We start from the raw sequence: 14,674 nt of genomic DNA, 5'->3' as shown, positions 1-14,674 counted from the left end.
TGAACGGAGTCCGAGAAGTCGAAATTGAAATCCAGGAGCACGCTCGATGACGGTCGAAGACGATCAGGAATCGGAGAAAGACCGTGAGGAAGCGTCAGCCCAATCGATGCTCCCCTCGGCTCCACCAGGCGTCTTCCTTTCTCTATGATACCGGCAGTGCGATCCCCGCGCTTGTCCATGCGCAATATTTCCATTATTCGCCAAATATGGAAATGATCTCCGCCTCCGAAACCCTGTCGGCCCTCGCGCATGAAGGCCGACTCGCCCTCTTCCGCGCGCTGGTCAAGGCGGGTCCGGAGGGTCTGGCTGCCGGCCGCCTGGGCGAGGCCGTCGGCATGGCGCCCAGCACCCTGTCGAACAATCTGGCCATCTTGACGCGGTCCGGGCTGGCGACCTCCGTGCGCGACGGGCGCTCCATCATCTATGCCGCCGACTATCGCCGGATGAGCGAGCTGCTGGCTTTCCTGATGGAGGACTGCTGTGACGGGTCGCCCGAGATCTGCGCGCCGCTGGGCGATGTGCTGTTGCGGATGTCCTGCTGTCCGCCGGATGCCCGGCCCGGAGCTGCCTGAGCGCCATGTCGATCTTCGAACGCTATCTGACCCTGTGGGTCGCCCTCTGTATCGTCGTGGGTGTGGGGCTGGGCGCCCTGATGCCGGACGTGTTTGCCGGGCTGGGCGGGATGGAGATCGCCGCGATCAACCTGCCGGTCGCGGTGCTGATCTGGCTGATGATCGTGCCGATGCTGGTGCGGATCGATTTCGCCGCCCTGGGCCAGGTCAGCCGCCACTGGCGCGGCATCGGCGTGACGCTATTCATCAACTGGGCGATCAAGCCGTTTTCCATGGCGCTCCTGGCATGGCTGTTCGTCGGCGGCTTGTTCCGAGAGTGGCTGCCTGCGGATCAGGTCGACAGCTATATCGCCGGGCTGATCCTGCTGGCGGCGGCGCCGTGCACGGCCATGGTATTTATCTGGAGCCATCTGACCAAGGGCGAGCCGCACTTCACCCTGACCCAGGTAGCGCTCAATGACGCCATCATGATCGTGGCCTTTGCCCCGATTGTCGGCCTGCTGCTGGGGCTCTCGGCAATCATCGTGCCGTGGTCGACCCTGACGCTGTCGGTGCTGCTCTATATTCTGGCGCCGGTGGTGGTGGCCCAGATCATCCGCCGCCTGCTGCTGGCCCGGGGGCAGGACCTGTATGAGCGGGCGCTGGCCCGTATCCAGCCTGTGTCGCTGGCCGCCCTGCTGATCACCCTGGTGCTGCTGTTCGGATTTCAGGGCGAGCAGCTTCTGGCCCAGCCGCTGGTCATCGCCCTGCTGGCCGTGCCGATCCTGACCCAGGTCTATCTGAATGCGGGCCTCGCCTATGGGCTGAACAGGTTGACGGGGGAGGCGCATTCGGTGGCCGGCCCCTCGGCCCTGATCGGGGCCAGCAATTTCTTCGAGCTGGCTGTGGCGGCGGCGATCGGCCTGTTCGGGATCGGCTCGGGCGCGGCACTGGCGACCGTCGTCGGGGTGCTGATCGAAGTGCCGGTGATGCTGTCGGTGGTGGCTATCGTGAACCGCTCGCGCGACTGGTATGAGGCAGGCCGCGCGGTCCAACGCGTCCAGAAGGAGCCCCGTCCATGACCGTCACCGTCTATCACAACCCGAAATGCGGTACGTCGCGCAATGTGCTGGAAATGGTCCGGGCCTCGGGGGTCGAGCCGAAGGTCGTCGAGTATCTGAAGACCGGCTGGACGGCCGATCAACTGACCGATCTGGCCGAACGGACGGGTGAGGGGCTGAAGGGTCTGCTGCGGGTGCGGGGCACCTCGGCCGAGGACCGTGGACTGACCGCCGACGACGTCAGCGATGAGATCCTGCTGGAAGCGATGGTCGAGGACCCGGTGCTGGTCAATCGCCCGATCGTGGTCACGCCGAAGGGCGCCGCCCTCTGCCGCCCGTCGGAGCGGGTGCTGGATATGCTGGATCAGCCGCCGTCGCGCTTCGTCAAGGAAGACGGCGAGATCGTCGGCAAATAGGCTTGGTGCCTATTGATCCTCGTCAAAGCGACGGGCCACCAGATCGCGCAGGGCGGCGACCGCCGCCTCGGCATCCGGCCCCTCGGCCGCAATCGTCAGGCCGCAACCGTTGCCGGCGCCCAGCGTCAGGAGGCCCATGATCGACAGGGCATTGACCGTGACGCCGTCGCGCGTCACGCGGATGTCGGCCTCATACTCCGAGGCCAGTTTCACGAATTTCGCCGAGGCGCGGGCGTGCAGGCCGCGCGAATTGCAGATGTCGACGACGGTGCTGGCGGTCGGCGGGGTGTCGGCGTCGCTCATTTTTCCCCCGACAGCACCCACGAGGCGACCGAGATATATTTGCGGCCGGCGTCCTGCGCGTGGGCCACGCACGCCTCCATCGGCTCGCGTCCCCGCACGCTGGCCAGCTTGATCAGCATGGGCAGGTTCAACCCGGCGATGACCTCGGCGTGAGTCTCTTCCATGACGGAAATGGCGAGGTTGGAGGGCGTGCCGCCGAACATGTCGGTCAGCAGGATGACGCCGTCCCCGTCGTTGACCGCCCCTGCGGCATCGACGATGTCCCGGCGGCGGCGCTCCATGTCGTCGTCCGGCCCGATGCAGATGGCCGCGACGCCGCGCTGCGGCCCGACGACATGCTCCATGGCCGCCAGGAACTCCGACGCCAGACCGCCATGGGTTACGATCACAAGCCCGATCATACAGCCTTCACCACGACGGCTTCCGCCCCGACAGCATCCCCGGCCGGGACGTCCGGTCCGGGCCACAAGCCGCGCTTGATAGGGCAAAGCGGGCCCGGGTTAAAGCATCAAGGTGAGGCGGGTCGCCGCAGAGCCTCTGCGAGGGCCAGCGCTACAAGGCGGGGAGCGGCGGTGCTGTGGGCCCGCAGGGCGAGGGCCGGGAGCGCTGTATCCAGCCACACGGTTTGCGTCGGCTCGGGCAGTCGCTCGGGCTCTTCGGCGGTCAGGGTGACGGCCAGCGCCAGCCGGCAGTGGTCCAGACAGGGTACCGACAGAATGCTCAGCCCCCGCGCCTCGATCAGGCTCCGGGTCGGCTCGGGTGCGCGGGCCCACAGCCGCCCGCCGCTGGTCCAGACGAGCGCCCCGTCGTCGGCCACAAGCCGCCATCCCCGTCCGATAAGGGCCAGCGCCAGTCCTGACTTGCCCATCCCCGGAGGCCCGCTGAGGGCCACGCCGACCCATCCATCGGGAGACGGGCGGGCGACCACTGTGGTCTGGATTTGGACCGGACCCGTCACGCGCGCGGCGGCAGGGTGACGGTGAACCGGGCGCCCGCCACCCGGTCGGGGCTTTCGGGGTCGACGATGTTCTCGGCCCGGACCTCGCCGCCGTGGGCCTCGACGATCTGGCGAACGATCGACAGGCCGAGGCCGGAGTTGGTGCCGAACACGGTCCCCTTGGGCCGTGAGGTATAAAAGCGCTGGAAGACGGTCTCGAGATTCTCCTCCGGGATGCCGGGGCCATCGTCCTCGACCCGGATGCGCAACAGGGGCGAAGCTTCGTTCAGCCGGTCCAGAATGATCCGCACGGACCCGTCCGGCGGGCTGAAGGAGCGGGCATTGTCGATCAGATTGCGCAACACCTGACCCAGTGGACCATCGCGGCCGATGATGCGGGTCGGCCCTGGCGTCTCAATGGTCAGCTCAAGCGGTACATCCCCCGGCTTGGGCGAGGTCTGGTAGACATCGACGATGTCAGTGAGCAGGGCCGCGAGGTCCAGGGTACGCGGCCGGTCGCGCGCCAGCTCGGCATCCAGCCGCGAGGCATTGGAGATGTCGGTGATCAGACGGTCCAGCCGGCGGACATCCTGTTGCAACAGGGCGGTCAGCTTTTCGCGCTGGGCCTCGGCCTTGACCAGCGGCAGGGTCTCGAGCGCCGAGCGGATCGAGGTCAGGGGATTCTTGATCTCGTGCGAGACGTCGGCGGCGAAGCGCTCAATGGCCTCCATCCGGTCGGACAGGGCGCGCGTCATGGTCTCCAGCGACCGGGCGAGGTCACCGATTTCGTCGCGGCGCTCCTCCAGATCGGGCAGGGAGATGGCCCGGGTCTGGGCCAGACGTACGCTGTCCGCCGCCGCCGAGAGCCGCATGACGGGGCGCGCCACGAACAGGTGGAGCAGCAGGGACGAAAACAGCGACACGACCAGCGCCACGATGGCAAACGGCATCAGGGCTGCGCGCTGGGCTGCCAGAATTTCGTCGACGTCGGCGGCCTCCAGTGTCAGCACGCCCAACACCTGTTCCACATGCCGGACGGGGATCGAGACCGAGACCACCCGGTCGCCGCTTTCGGACCGTCTGAGCTGGGCCTGGGGTTCGCCGGTCAGGGCCGCCTCGACCTCGCCGGCCAGGGCCCTGCGGGCTTCCTCAAGCCGGGCCGATTCCCGGCGGGTCTGCTCTGGATCGACCTCGGCGGGAGGGCTGCCGGCGGGAAGGGCGGGCTCGAGCGGCCGGCCGGGGATGGTATCGGAGACCTCATAGCTGTCGATCACCAGCGCGCCGTCGGCATCGTACAGGCGCGCCCTCTGATTGCGCGGCACGAAGGTGTCGCGCAGCACAAGCCCGGCCTCATACGGATCGAGCGCCGGATAGGGCACGCCCTGGGTGGCGTCACGGTCGCCCAGAACCTTGGCCAGCAGCTCGGCCTGGGCGGTCAGGGCGTCCTGGCGTGCCTCTATCAGGCCCCGCCGCCATTCGTTGAGGGCCAGGGCCCCCACGAACAGGATCAGCAGGCTGAGCAGATTGAGGGCAAGGATCAGCGCGCCGAGGCGCGATCCGACCAGGCGCCGCGGCCGGGGCCGGTCCTCGCGCGCCTCGCCGGGATCAGCTTTCGCGGTATCGATAGCCAACGCCGTACAGGGTCTCGATGGCATCGAACTCCGGATCGACGACCCGGAACTTCTTGCGCATGCGCTTCACGTGACTGTCGATGGTGCGGTCGTCGACATAGACCTGGTCGTCATAGGCCGCGTCCATCAGGTTATCGCGGCTCTTCACGAAACCGGGGCGCTGGGCCAGGGCCTGCAACAGCAGGAACTCGGTGACGGTCAGCTTGACCGGCTTGCCGTCCCAGGTGCTCTCGTGGCGGGCCGGGTCCATGGTCAGCTTTCCGCGGCGGATGGCGCGCGCGGCGCTGTCGCCGGCCCCCTCGCCTTCGCCCACGCCAATGCCCGAACGACGCAGCAGGGCCTTCACCCGCTCCAGCAGCAGCCGCTGGCTGAAGGGTTTGTGAATGTAGTCGTCGGCGCCGAGGTTGAAGCCGAGGATCTCGTCGATCTCCTCGTCCTTGGACGTGAGCATGATGACCGGGATCTGCGAGCTCTGGCGGAGCTTGCGCAGCACCTCCATGCCGTCCATGCGCGGCATCTTCACGTCGAGGATGACGAGGTCCGGCGGGGAGGCCAGCAGCGCCTCGAGACCCGAGGCCCCGTCATGATAGGCCGTGATCTTGTGTCCGTGGCTTTCGAGCGCGAGGGACACGGAGGCGACAATGTTCTCGTCGTCGTCGACCAGGGTAATATTCGCCAAGGTTTACTCCTCAGAGGTTCGGCGCGGCACGCCGCCAGACGATCCAACGCGCAGCAAGCGTAACCGTTCGGATGCAATCGCGGTGACATTAGGGCGCGTCGGCCCGTGTCGCCATAGCGAAACCCCGCCTTAAGGCCTCATGGGGCACAACGGAGGCCAGTTGCGTTCTCAGGTGTATCATGGCCGGCCCCGTTCACTACGAAGTCTTCATCCGAAAGACCGCCCCCGCGCCATGGGCCCTGCTGATGGCGACAGAGAGCCGTACCCACGCCATCGAGACCGCCGAGGATACTCTGGCCGACAACCGTGCCGTGGCGGTCCGCGTGACCAAGGAGACGCTCGACTCCGAAACCATGGAGTTCTCCAGCGTCACCGTGTTGACCCGGGGCGCACCCGAGGTCCGCAAGAAGCGCGTCATTCCGGATGAGGAAGTCGGTCCACGCTGTTCGGGCGTGCAGGACTTCTACACGCCCCATGCCCGCGAGCTGATCGGCCGGGTGCTGGAGGACTGGCTGACCCGGCGCGGCATCACGGCTTTCGAACTGCTGCATCGCCCGGATCTGGCGGAGGTGCTCGAAGCTTCGGGCGTCGAGCTTCAGCATGCCGTCCAGAAGGTCTCCGTTCCCGAAAGCCAGGCGGTCGGCCAGCCGGTCCACGAGCTGATCCGCCACTACCAGAAGCTGGCCGACACTGCGATCGAGCGGCTGGTGGCGGCCGGCCGGTCGCAGCGGTTTCCGGGGCTGGAGGGGCGCTCGCTCGCCGATCTGGCCCACCGGCTGGCCGGGACTGCGGATCGCGCCTTCATTATGGGCGGGATTGTCTCGGGTGAGTTGAAGGACCTGAAGGGGGCCCGTGCACGACTGGACCGGTTGATGGACATGGCCGATGCCGCGCCGATGGACGGTCCGCCGCGCGCCATCGTCATGGTGGCGATCGAGCAGATCCTCTGCGAGATGATGGCCCAGCGCACCAGCCTGGCCGACATTCTCGGGCCGTCTCTGGACCAGGGCGCCAGCCTCGCGGCCGTGGTGCGAATGGTTGCTCCGACGGAGATCGAGGCCCTGATCGCCCAGGACCATCGCCTGCGCCTGCTGATCCCGTCGATAGAGGGCCCCGCCCGGCGGCTGGGCATGCGCCTGCAGGGGGCGGAATATCCGCTGTTGTCGGCCGCGCTGGCGCGCATGGTCCTGCGCGAACTGCGCTCGCCCCGGCGCCTGCGGCCGACCGATCCGGAGGGCGAGATCGACATCCTGCGGGCGCTCGCGGTGTCGCTGACGGCGACCGCCGGGCGCCTGCTGACGCTGGAGGAGGTGCAGGAGGCCTTCACCGAGCGCTCCAAGAGCCTGATCACGGCGGATTTCGTCGCCGCCTTCGTCAAGCCGTGCAGCACGGTGCTGTGCGAGGCCGAGCATCTGATGCGCCTGTGCGAAAACGTAACCGGTGCCGCCAACAAGCGGTCCGCCGCGCGCTGGCTGCACGCCTGCCTCAGTTCGCTGCGGTTCGAGACCGAGATGCGCAATGGCGATACGCCCCCGGGTCAGGTGCTGGCCACCCTCGCCGGACTCCAGCGGGCGGCGCGCAAGGTCGATCTGTCCGACACGGATGAGGGCCAGATCTGCGAAGCGCTGGGCAAGGTCGGGGCCTCGGTCGAACGGGCGGCCCGTCTGATCGACCAGATGGTCCGCGCGCCCGTGTCGGTGCCCCACAAGCTGCAGGTGCTGCTGCGACTGGCGGCCGGGGAAACCGGTCCGCAGGGTCCGGTGACCGACCGTGCCCGGGCCGAGGCGCTGAAGCTGCTGCGTCACCCCAAGGTGCGGGCCGAACTGGGCTCCACCCCGGCCGAGCTGGAGCCCATTCGCGAACTGATGCGGACGGCGGGCCTCGCGGCCTGAGCCGGCTCAGTCGAAGTCGAAAATCTCGAAAATACTGTCGCGCTTCTTCTTGCGCGGGCGGCTCCGGTCGTCATGGCGCCGGTCATCACGATAGGGGTCGTCCCGATGCGTCACCCGTCCCGGAGGCGCGGACCACGCCGGGGCAGGGGCGGCCGGGGCCGTCGCCCTGCCCTCGTCAGCAGCGGACGCCATCAGCTTTTCCAGCTCGCCCCGATCCAGCCATACCCCCCGGCAAGCGGGGCACATGTCGAACTGGACGCCAGAGCGCTCCAGCGTCTGCATGGCGGAATTGTCATTGGGGCACATCAGAAGGGGCATGGTCTCTCCGGGCACGGGACCGCCTGCTCTGCGGCAGGCCGTTGATCAGGAAGCAAATGCACCCGGTGCCGGTATCGTCTGAATGGGGTCAGGACCGACACCGGGCGCACCCGATGCGGTCCGACATCACACATCCCGGGGCGGAGGACGAGGGGGGCCCCGGAACGTGCCAGAGGGGCCCGTCCCGCGTCGCCAATCTCTCCGGCTTTACGCGACGGAACAAGGTGACAGGACGTCACAGGCCCGGCGGCGACCTTCCATCAGACGACCTGTCCTGCCGCCCAGCCAGAACTCCAGGCCCACTGGAAATTATAGCCACCCAGCCAGCCGGTTATGTCGACCGCCTCGCCTATGATGAACAGGCCCGGGACGCGCCGGGCTTCCATGGTCGTCTGGTCCAGTTCAGCGGTATCGACCCCGCCCAGCATGACCTCGGCGGTGCGATAGCCCTCGCTGCCGACCGGGGTGACGGTCCATTGGTTCAGTTGCTCCGCCAGCCGCGCCAGCACCTTGTCGGGCAGGTCGGCCATATTGCCTGACAGGCCGTGGTGGGCGGCGATTCGCTCGGCCAGCCTCTGGGGCACGATCCGCGACAGGATGGTGGTGACCTGGCGCCGGCCCTCGGCCTGCTTCTGGGCCTTCAGCCAGTCGAAGGTGGCCACCTCCGGCACAAGGTCGAGGCGGATGGCCTCGCCCTCGCGCCAGTACGAACTGATCTGCAGGATGGAGGGGCCGCTCAGGCCCCGATGGGTGAACAGCAGGCCTTCGCGGAACCGGGTGGTGCCGGTGGGGCGGCCCGTCCGGGGCGCGCCCTTCGGCAAGGTATGGGCGACCTCGGCCTCGACCGACACGCCCGAGAGACCCTCCCATCGCGAAAGAAAGCCGGGCTCGAAGGTCAGGGGCACCAGCGCGGGACGGGTTTCGGTCACGGCCAGGTCGAAAGCGCGGGCCGTGTCCAGTGCCCAGTCCGTCGCCCCCATCTTCGGGATGGACTTGCCGCCGGTCGCCAGCACCAGAGAGCGACCCCGCTGGGTGGTGCCGTCCGACAGGGACAGGACAAAGCCGTCGGCCTCCCGCGTCACCCGATCCACCGACAGCCCCAGTGACAGAGCGACGCCTGCATCGCGCATCTGGTCCGTCAGCATGCGGATGATCTGTTTGGCGCTGTCATCACAGAACAGCTGGCCGAGGGTCTTTTCGTGCCAGGCGATGCCCGCCTGATCCACCCGCTTGATGAAGTCCTGCTGGGTGAAGCGCTTCAGGGCCGAGGTGGCAAAGCGCGGGTTGCGGCCCAGGAAGGCATGCGGGCCACAGCCGAGATTGGTGAAGTTACAACGCCCGCCGCCCGAGATACGGATCTTCTCGCCCGGCGCCCGGGCATGGTCGATGATGCGCACGCTCCGGCCGCGACGTCCGGCCTCGATGGCCGCCATCATGCCGGCGGCGCCGGCTCCGACGATCAGGACATCGACATCCGTGGAAGACACGCGGGAAACCCTTTTCCGGCGACCGCCGTTGTGTGGCGCATCGCTTTGTGAGAGGCGGGTTCTAGCAGGGGGGTGTTGTCCATGACCATGACCTACGGCTTGCTGATGGCTGGCCTGGTGCTGCTGATCCTCGGCGGCGATACCCTGGTCCGTGGGGCCACCACGGCGGCGCGCAGCTTGGGGGTGTCGCCCCTGCTGATCGGCCTGACACTGGTCAGTATGGGGACATCCGCCCCGGAATTGGTCACCAGCCTGACGGCTGTGCTCCAGGGCTCGCCCGGCCTGGCCATGGGCAATGTGGTCGGCTCGAACATCGCCAATGTGCTGCTGATCCTGGGCGCGACCGCCCTGATTGCCCCCATCGCTGTGGACCGGGGTGCCTTCCGTCGCGATGGCTGGATGCTGATCCTCTCGACGGCGGTCTGCGTGGGCGCGGTTCTGGTCGGCACGATCGATGCGCGCTGGGGCGCCGCCATGCTGGTGCTGCTGCTGGCCTATATGGTCTGGGCCTGGTGGGGCGAGCGCCGGCACCGCGACCGCGAGGCCCGCAAGTTCGAACATATGACCGAGGATGCGCCCGACGCCCGGGGGGGCTTCTGGTCAGGACTGGGGCTGGCCGTGGTCGGGATCGCCCTGACCATCGGCGGGGCCCGCCTGCTGGTCGACAATGCGGTAATCGTCGCGCGCGACATCGGCGTATCGGACACGGTGATCGGTCTGACCGTGGTGGCGGTGGGGACGTCGCTCCCAGAACTGGTCACCTCGGTGGTCGCGGCCTTCCGGCGGCACGCGGATGTGGCGCTGGGCAATGTCGTCGGCTCCAACATCTACAACGTGCTGGGCATTCTGGGCGTCACGGCCGTGGTCACGCCCATACGAGTGCCGCCCGAGATCATCCGGCTGGACATCTGGGTCATGGTCGCGGCCACTGCCCTCGTGATCCTGTTCGTGCGCACGGGGATGCGCATCGTCCGCATCGAGGGCCTGGCCCTGCTGGTGGCCTACGGGGTGTACGTCACCTGGCTGGCGCGGGACCTGCTGCCGCTCGGCTAGTGGGCGTCGTCCCAGTTGTTCGCCGCCCGGGCGTCGACGACCAGCGGCACGCTCAGCGCGACGGCCGGCTGGGCCGCGCTCTCCATGACCTGACGGATGACGGTGATGGCCCGCTCGGCCTCGGCCTCCGGGGCCTCGAACACCAGTTCGTCGTGGACCTGCAACAGCATGCGCGTCTCGAGCCCTTCAGCCTTCAGCGCCCCCGGCATGCGGATCATCGCGCGGCGGATGATGTCGGCGGCGGTGCCCTGGATCGGGGCATTGATGGCCGCCCGCTCGCCGAACTGGCGCTCGGCGCCCGACTTGGAGTGGATGGCCGGAATGTGCACCTTGCGGCCGAACAGGGTCGACACGAAGCCGGCCTGTTTCACCTCGGCCCGGGTGCGGTCCATATAGGTGCGGATGCCCGGGAAGCGCTCGAAATAGGTCTTGATGTAGGTCGCGGCCTCGCCGTTATCGATGCCCAGCTGGGCCGCGAGGCCAAAGGCGGAAATGCCGTAGATGATGCCGAAATTGATGGCCTTGGCGCGCCGCCGGGTCTCGGATGACATGCCCTCGACCGGCACCCCGAACATTTCGGACGCCGTGGCGGCGTGAATGTCGAGGCCCGCGCGGAAGGCAGACTTCAGCTCGGGGATGTCACCGATGTGCGCCAGCAGTCGCAACTCGATCTGGCTGTAGTCGGCGCTGATCAGCACCTGTCCCGGTGAGGCAATGAAGGCCTGCCGGATCTGCCGTCCCGTTTCGGTGCGGATCGGAATGTTCTGCAGATTGGGGTCGGAGCTGGCCAGTCGACCGGTCGAGGCCGCAGCCAGCTGATAGGCCGTGTGCACCCGGTTGGTGGCCGGGTCGGCGGCTTCGGTGAGGGCGTCGGTATAGGTGCCCTTCAGCTTGGCCAGCTGGCGCCAGTCCAGAATGACCCGCGGCAGGTCGTGGCTCTCGGCCAGCGCCTCCAGCTGGGCGGCATCGGTGCCCCACTGGCCCGAGGCCGTCTTCTTGCCGCCGGGCAGGTTCATCTCGCCGAAAAGGATCTCGCCGATCTGGCGCGGGCTGGCGATGTTGAACGGGCGACCGGCCACTTCGTGGGCGCGGGCCTCCAGCTCGGCCATCTTCAGTCCGAACTCGGACGAAAGCCGCTTCAGACGATCCGGATCGACGCGGATGCCGGCCAGCTCCATGTCGGCCAGCACGGCGGGCATGCCCCGCTCCAGCGTCTCATAGACGGTGACCAGCCGCTCCTCGGCCAGGCGCGGTTTCAGGATCTGCCACAGCCGCAACGTCACATCCGCGTCCTCGGCCGCATAGGCGGTGGCGGGCTCCAACGCCACGTGGCGGAAGCTCTTCTGCGACTTGCCGGTGCCGCACACCGATTTGAACGGGATGGGCTCATGACCGAGATGCATACGCGACAGCTCGTCCATGCCGTGTCCGTGCACCCCGCCCTCCAGCACATAGGAGATCAGCATGGTGTCATCGATCGGCCCGACCGCGATGCCGTGACGGGCCATGACGGCCAGGTCGTATTTGATGTTCTGTCCGACCTTGAGCACCGCCGGGTTCTCCAGCAGGGCCTTCAGCAGGGGCAGGGCCTCGTCCGGCGAAATCTGGTCGATGGCTTCAGGGGCCGCGTCGCCGTCGAAATCCAGCCCGCCCGACTGTGCCTTCGGCTCGGCCTCGTGCGTCAGGGGGACGTAGCAGGCCTCGCCCGGGGCAACGGCCAGCGATACGCCACACAGGCCCGCATGGCTGGACGACAGGGCGTCGGTCTCGGTGTCGAAGCCGACCACGCCCGCTTCGGTCGCCCGCGCGATCCAGGCCTTGAGGTCGTCCACGGTCCGGACGCAGGCATAGGCGGTGGTGTCGAAGATCTGGGCCACCTCGGCGACCGCCGGACGGGGCGCATGCCGGGGTGCGGCCACCGGCGCGTTGAGCGCCTTCGGCCGGCCGTTGGGCGCGGGCTCGAGCGGGGTGGCCTTGCCGTCGCCGACCCGTCGCGCCAGCGAGCGGAACTCCATCTTTTCGAGGAAGGCCGACAGCGTCTCCGGGTCGGGATCGCGCACGGCAAAGTCGGCGATCGGCTCGGGCGCCGGAGCATCGCACGTCAACCGCACCAGCTGCCGGGACAGCAGGATCTGCTCGGCGTGGGTCTGCAGGGTCTCGCGCCGCTTGGGCTGTTTGATCTCGCCAGCCCGGGCCAAGAGGGTGTCGAGGTCGCCGTACTCGTCCAGCAGCTGGGCGGCCGTCTTGGGACCGATGCCGGGCGCGCCCGGCACATTGTCGACGCTGTCGCCGACCAGGGCCTGCAGGTCGATCATCTTGTCGGGCGTCACACCAAACTTCTCCATGACCGCCTCCTCGGCCATGACCCGGTCCTTCATCGGATCCCACATCACGACCCCGCCGCCGATCAACTGCATGAGGTCCTTGTCGGATGACACGATGATCGTCTCGCCCCCCGCATCCCGCGCCTTGCAGGCATAGGTAGCGATCAGGTCGTCGGCCTCGAAGCCCGGCAGTTCGACGCAATGGACGCCAAAGGCCGCCGTGGCCTCGCGGACCAGGGCGAACTGCGGCACCAGATCCTCGGGCGCCGGGGGGCGATGGGCCTTATAGTCCGCATACAGATCATTGCGGAAGGTCTTCTCGGAATGGTCGAAGATGGCGGCCAGATGGGTCGGTCCGCCCTCGCCCTTCATCTCGCGCAACAGCTTCCACAGCATGTTGCAGTATCCCTGCACCGCCCCGACGGGCAGGCCGTCCGACTTGCGGGTCAGCGGCGGCAGGGCGTGATAGGCCCGGAAAATGTAGGCCGAGGCATCGATCAGCCACAGGCGCAGGTCGCCGCCGGATGCGGAGGTGTCAGATTCGGGGAGGGAGGGCTCGCTCATGCGGTGACCATAGAGCGGCCGGGGCCGTCCGTCAGCCGCCAAGCACGGCGCCGCTCGTCAGAACTCGAACCAGCTGTCGCCCGGCTCGCGATCGCCCGGATCCAGCCGCTGTTGCCCCCAGGCGAAGATCATCAGCATCTGGTGGCTGCGAATGCGGAACTGGCCCGTCATCGGCACGATAGCGCCCAGCGCCTCGCCGGTCCTGGAATCGTAGACGAAGCCCGAGAACTCGGCGACGCCCACCCGGTCGCGCCGGCTGTAGACCGACAGTTCGGGAAGGGAGACGACATTGAAGCTGTCGTTGATCGGCAGGCGCACGGCCGGGATGCCGAACACGCGACGCATCTGCTCCAGCGACAGGGCTCCGGCCCGGATTTCCAGAATGACGTCGGCCTCGTCCCGGGTGCGGGCGAGGCGATAGCCGCCCTCGGCCACCGCGCCGCGAATGGCGCTGACGGCATAGGGGGCGCTCTCGGCGCGGAAATAGGTGTCGTCCACGAACACCCGCGTTCCGGGCGGCACCGGCAGGCGCAGGCTCTCGACCGCCGCGTCGGTCGCGCGCGCCACCAGCAGCTGTTCGGTCGCCGTCCGCCCCGGGTTGGTCTCGGTGGTCGAGGCGCAGGCCGCCAGCGTCAGGGCCATCAGGCCGGTCGCGAGCGCGCCCCTCACCAGCTGCCCTCGTTGGGCATGGAAATCCAGGGCTCGCACGGCGTCAGGGCCTCACCCTCCTGCAGCAGTTCGATCGAGATTCCGTCGGGCGAGCGCACAAAGGCCATGCGGCCGTCGCGGGGCGGGCGGTTGATGGTGATGCCCGCGTCCATCAGACGTCGACAGGTCGCGTGGATGTCCTCCACCTTATAGGCCAGGTGGCCGAAATTCCGGCCGCCGGTGTAGGTCTCGGGATCCCAATTGTACGTCAGTTCCAGCTCGGGCGAGCGGTCTGCGGCAGAGCGGTCCATGTCCTTCGGCGCCGCGAGGAAGACCAGGGTGAACCGGCCCGCCTCATTGTCCATGCGCCGCACCTCGGTCAGGCCGAGATGGTCGCAGTAGAAGCGGAGCGAGGCGTCCAGGTCGGACACCCGGACCATGGTGTGCAGATAGCGCATGACGTCAGGCCGGTTCGGGGAGAGGGAACAGGAGGGCCGAGGTCTAGCCGCTCACCGTCCGTCCGGGGAATCAATTCGCGTAAAAGGCGGAGGCGGTCGCCTCAGTGCGCGTCGTGTCGGGGGGCCGGGTCGCGATATTCGGCGTCGGCCACCAGCTCGGCGACCAGCACAAACCGGCGGTCGCAGTAGCCGCATTCGACGAAACCCTCATCGCCGATCTCCATATAGACCAGCGGATGTCCAAGAGCCCCGCCACCGCCGTCACAGGCGACGCGGTGATGGACGACGGCGATTTGCTCGGGGGTCAGTTCCGAGGAACCGGGAGCGGGAAGCGGGTGACGCGGCGGCATTT

General features: G+C 68.0%; 16 protein-coding genes. 5 read left to right on the top strand and 11 right to left on the bottom strand.

Going from position 1 to position 14,674, the window contains the following annotated elements; genetic code table 11:
* Nucleotides 1-206: 206 nt before the first annotated feature.
* Genes J7346_RS09950 through arsC form a run of 3 tightly spaced genes read left to right on the top strand, consistent with a single transcriptional unit; the run spans nt 207 to nt 2,028 of the window.
* Nucleotides 207-572, top strand: a complete 366-nt coding sequence (locus tag J7346_RS09950) for a metalloregulator ArsR/SmtB family transcription factor (RefSeq protein ID WP_209119762.1) — start codon at nt 207-209, stop codon at nt 570-572.
* A gap of 5 nt (nt 573-577) precedes the next feature.
* Nucleotides 578-1,633, top strand: a complete 1,056-nt coding sequence (gene arsB / locus J7346_RS09945; protein WP_209119761.1) for an ACR3 family arsenite efflux transporter — start codon at nt 578-580, stop codon at nt 1,631-1,633.
* Nucleotides 1,630-2,028 (top strand): arsenate reductase (glutaredoxin), encoded by a 399-nt coding sequence (gene arsC, locus J7346_RS09940; RefSeq protein WP_209119760.1) that lies wholly within the window; start codon nt 1,630-1,632, stop codon nt 2,026-2,028. Before arsB ends, arsC begins: the two co-directional genes overlap by 4 nt.
* Before the next feature lie 9 nt (nt 2,029-2,037).
* Here arsC and J7346_RS09935 read toward each other — a convergent pair whose 3' ends face one another.
* The 5 genes from J7346_RS09935 to J7346_RS09915 all read right to left on the bottom strand — a co-directional run bounded on the left by J7346_RS09935 (nt 2,038) and on the right by J7346_RS09915 (nt 5,578).
* Nucleotides 2,038-2,331 carry an HPr family phosphocarrier protein gene (locus J7346_RS09935; protein WP_209119759.1) on the bottom strand — a complete coding sequence of 98 codons (294 nt, stop codon included), beginning with the start codon at nt 2,329-2,331 and terminating at the stop codon, nt 2,038-2,040.
* Nucleotides 2,328-2,732 (bottom strand): PTS sugar transporter subunit IIA, encoded by a 405-nt coding sequence (locus J7346_RS09930; protein ID WP_209119758.1) that lies wholly within the window; start codon nt 2,730-2,732, stop codon nt 2,328-2,330. Before J7346_RS09930 ends, J7346_RS09935 begins: the two co-directional genes overlap by 4 nt.
* Before the next feature lie 107 nt (nt 2,733-2,839).
* Nucleotides 2,840-3,223, bottom strand: coding sequence for a serine kinase (locus J7346_RS09925; RefSeq protein WP_348521491.1), 384 nt, complete (start codon nt 3,221-3,223; stop codon nt 2,840-2,842).
* Between the two features lie 62 nt (nt 3,224-3,285).
* Entirely contained in the window at nt 3,286-4,899 is a 1,614-nt protein-coding gene (locus J7346_RS09920; protein WP_348521490.1) for an ATP-binding protein, read from the bottom strand.
* The gene (locus J7346_RS09915) at nt 4,874-5,578 is read right to left on the bottom strand and encodes a response regulator transcription factor (protein ID WP_209119756.1); all 705 of its coding nucleotides are present in this window, start codon (nt 5,576-5,578) and stop codon (nt 4,874-4,876) included. The genes J7346_RS09920 and J7346_RS09915 overlap by 26 nt, the downstream gene beginning before the upstream one ends.
* Nucleotides 5,579-5,757: 179 nt before the next feature.
* Here J7346_RS09915 and J7346_RS09910 point away from each other — a divergent pair, with 179 nt between their 5' ends.
* On the top strand, nt 5,758-7,470 hold the full coding sequence (locus J7346_RS09910; protein ID WP_209119755.1) for a hypothetical protein: 1,713 nt from the start codon (nt 5,758-5,760) through the stop codon (nt 7,468-7,470).
* A 6-nt stretch (nt 7,471-7,476) separates the two neighbouring features.
* On the opposite strand, the gene J7346_RS09905 is transcribed toward J7346_RS09910, so the two are convergent.
* Both J7346_RS09905 and J7346_RS09900 read right to left on the bottom strand, forming a co-directional pair.
* Nucleotides 7,477-7,788, bottom strand: coding sequence for a zf-TFIIB domain-containing protein (locus J7346_RS09905; protein WP_209119754.1), 312 nt, complete (start codon nt 7,786-7,788; stop codon nt 7,477-7,479).
* 260 nt (nt 7,789-8,048) lie between these two features.
* Nucleotides 8,049-9,275 carry an NAD(P)/FAD-dependent oxidoreductase gene (locus J7346_RS09900; protein WP_209119753.1) on the bottom strand — a complete coding sequence of 409 codons (1,227 nt, stop codon included), beginning with the start codon at nt 9,273-9,275 and terminating at the stop codon, nt 8,049-8,051.
* An 81-nt stretch (nt 9,276-9,356) separates the two neighbouring features.
* Here J7346_RS09900 and J7346_RS09895 point away from each other — a divergent pair, with 81 nt between their 5' ends.
* Complete coding sequence (locus J7346_RS09895; protein ID WP_209119752.1) at nt 9,357-10,328, top strand: calcium/sodium antiporter; 972 nt, start codon at nt 9,357-9,359, stop codon at nt 10,326-10,328.
* Here J7346_RS09895 and polA read toward each other — a convergent pair.
* The 4 genes from polA to J7346_RS09875 form a co-directional block, all read right to left on the bottom strand.
* A complete protein-coding gene (gene polA, locus J7346_RS09890; protein WP_209119751.1) occupies nt 10,325-13,216 on the bottom strand; it encodes a DNA polymerase I in 2,892 nt (963 codons plus the stop codon). The two genes, J7346_RS09895 and polA, sit on opposite strands and share 4 nt — an antisense overlap.
* A gap of 57 nt (nt 13,217-13,273) precedes the next feature.
* Entirely contained in the window at nt 13,274-13,885 is a 612-nt protein-coding gene (locus J7346_RS09885) for a DUF6655 family protein (protein WP_348521489.1), read from the bottom strand.
* Nucleotides 13,882-14,322, bottom strand: a complete 441-nt coding sequence (locus J7346_RS09880; RefSeq protein WP_209119750.1) for a VOC family protein — start codon at nt 14,320-14,322, stop codon at nt 13,882-13,884. Before J7346_RS09880 ends, J7346_RS09885 begins: the two co-directional genes overlap by 4 nt.
* 101 nt (nt 14,323-14,423) lie before the next feature.
* Nucleotides 14,424-14,672 (bottom strand): zinc-finger domain-containing protein, encoded by a 249-nt coding sequence (locus J7346_RS09875; protein WP_209119749.1) that lies wholly within the window; start codon nt 14,670-14,672, stop codon nt 14,424-14,426.
* Between the last annotated feature and the right edge of the window lie 2 nt (nt 14,673-14,674).

The organism is Brevundimonas sp. A19_0, from assembly GCF_017744255.1.
Classification (GTDB): Bacteria; Pseudomonadota; Alphaproteobacteria; order Caulobacterales; family Caulobacteraceae; genus Brevundimonas.
The sequence above is the reverse complement of the archived record's forward strand: the minus strand, read 5'-3'. Positions and strand labels throughout refer to the sequence as shown.

What these genes read in the sequence shown, in the direction of transcription:
- J7346_RS09950 (WP_209119762.1), top strand. Translation starts at nt 207, where the DNA reads ATGGAAATGATCTCCGCCTCCGAAACCCTGTCGGCCCTCGCGCATGAA.
- arsB (WP_209119761.1), top strand. Translation starts at nt 578, where the DNA reads ATGTCGATCTTCGAACGCTATCTGACCCTGTGGGTCGCCCTCTGTATC.
- arsC (WP_209119760.1), top strand. Translation starts at nt 1,630, where the DNA reads ATGACCGTCACCGTCTATCACAACCCGAAATGCGGTACGTCGCGCAAT.
- J7346_RS09935 (WP_209119759.1), bottom strand. Translation starts at nt 2,331, where the DNA reads ATGAGCGACGCCGACACCCCGCCGACCGCCAGCACCGTCGTCGACATC.
- J7346_RS09930 (WP_209119758.1), bottom strand. Translation starts at nt 2,732, where the DNA reads ATGATCGGGCTTGTGATCGTAACCCATGGCGGTCTGGCGTCGGAGTTC.
- J7346_RS09910 (WP_209119755.1), top strand. Translation starts at nt 5,758, where the DNA reads ATGGCCGGCCCCGTTCACTACGAAGTCTTCATCCGAAAGACCGCCCCC.
- J7346_RS09905 (WP_209119754.1), bottom strand. Translation starts at nt 7,788, where the DNA reads ATGCCCCTTCTGATGTGCCCCAATGACAATTCCGCCATGCAGACGCTG.
- J7346_RS09895 (WP_209119752.1), top strand. Translation starts at nt 9,357, where the DNA reads ATGACCATGACCTACGGCTTGCTGATGGCTGGCCTGGTGCTGCTGATC.
- polA (WP_209119751.1), bottom strand. Translation starts at nt 13,216, where the DNA reads ATGAGCGAGCCCTCCCTCCCCGAATCTGACACCTCCGCATCCGGCGGC.
- J7346_RS09880 (WP_209119750.1), bottom strand. Translation starts at nt 14,322, where the DNA reads ATGCGCTATCTGCACACCATGGTCCGGGTGTCCGACCTGGACGCCTCG.
- J7346_RS09875 (WP_209119749.1), bottom strand. Translation starts at nt 14,672, where the DNA reads ATGCCGCCGCGTCACCCGCTTCCCGCTCCCGGTTCCTCGGAACTGACC.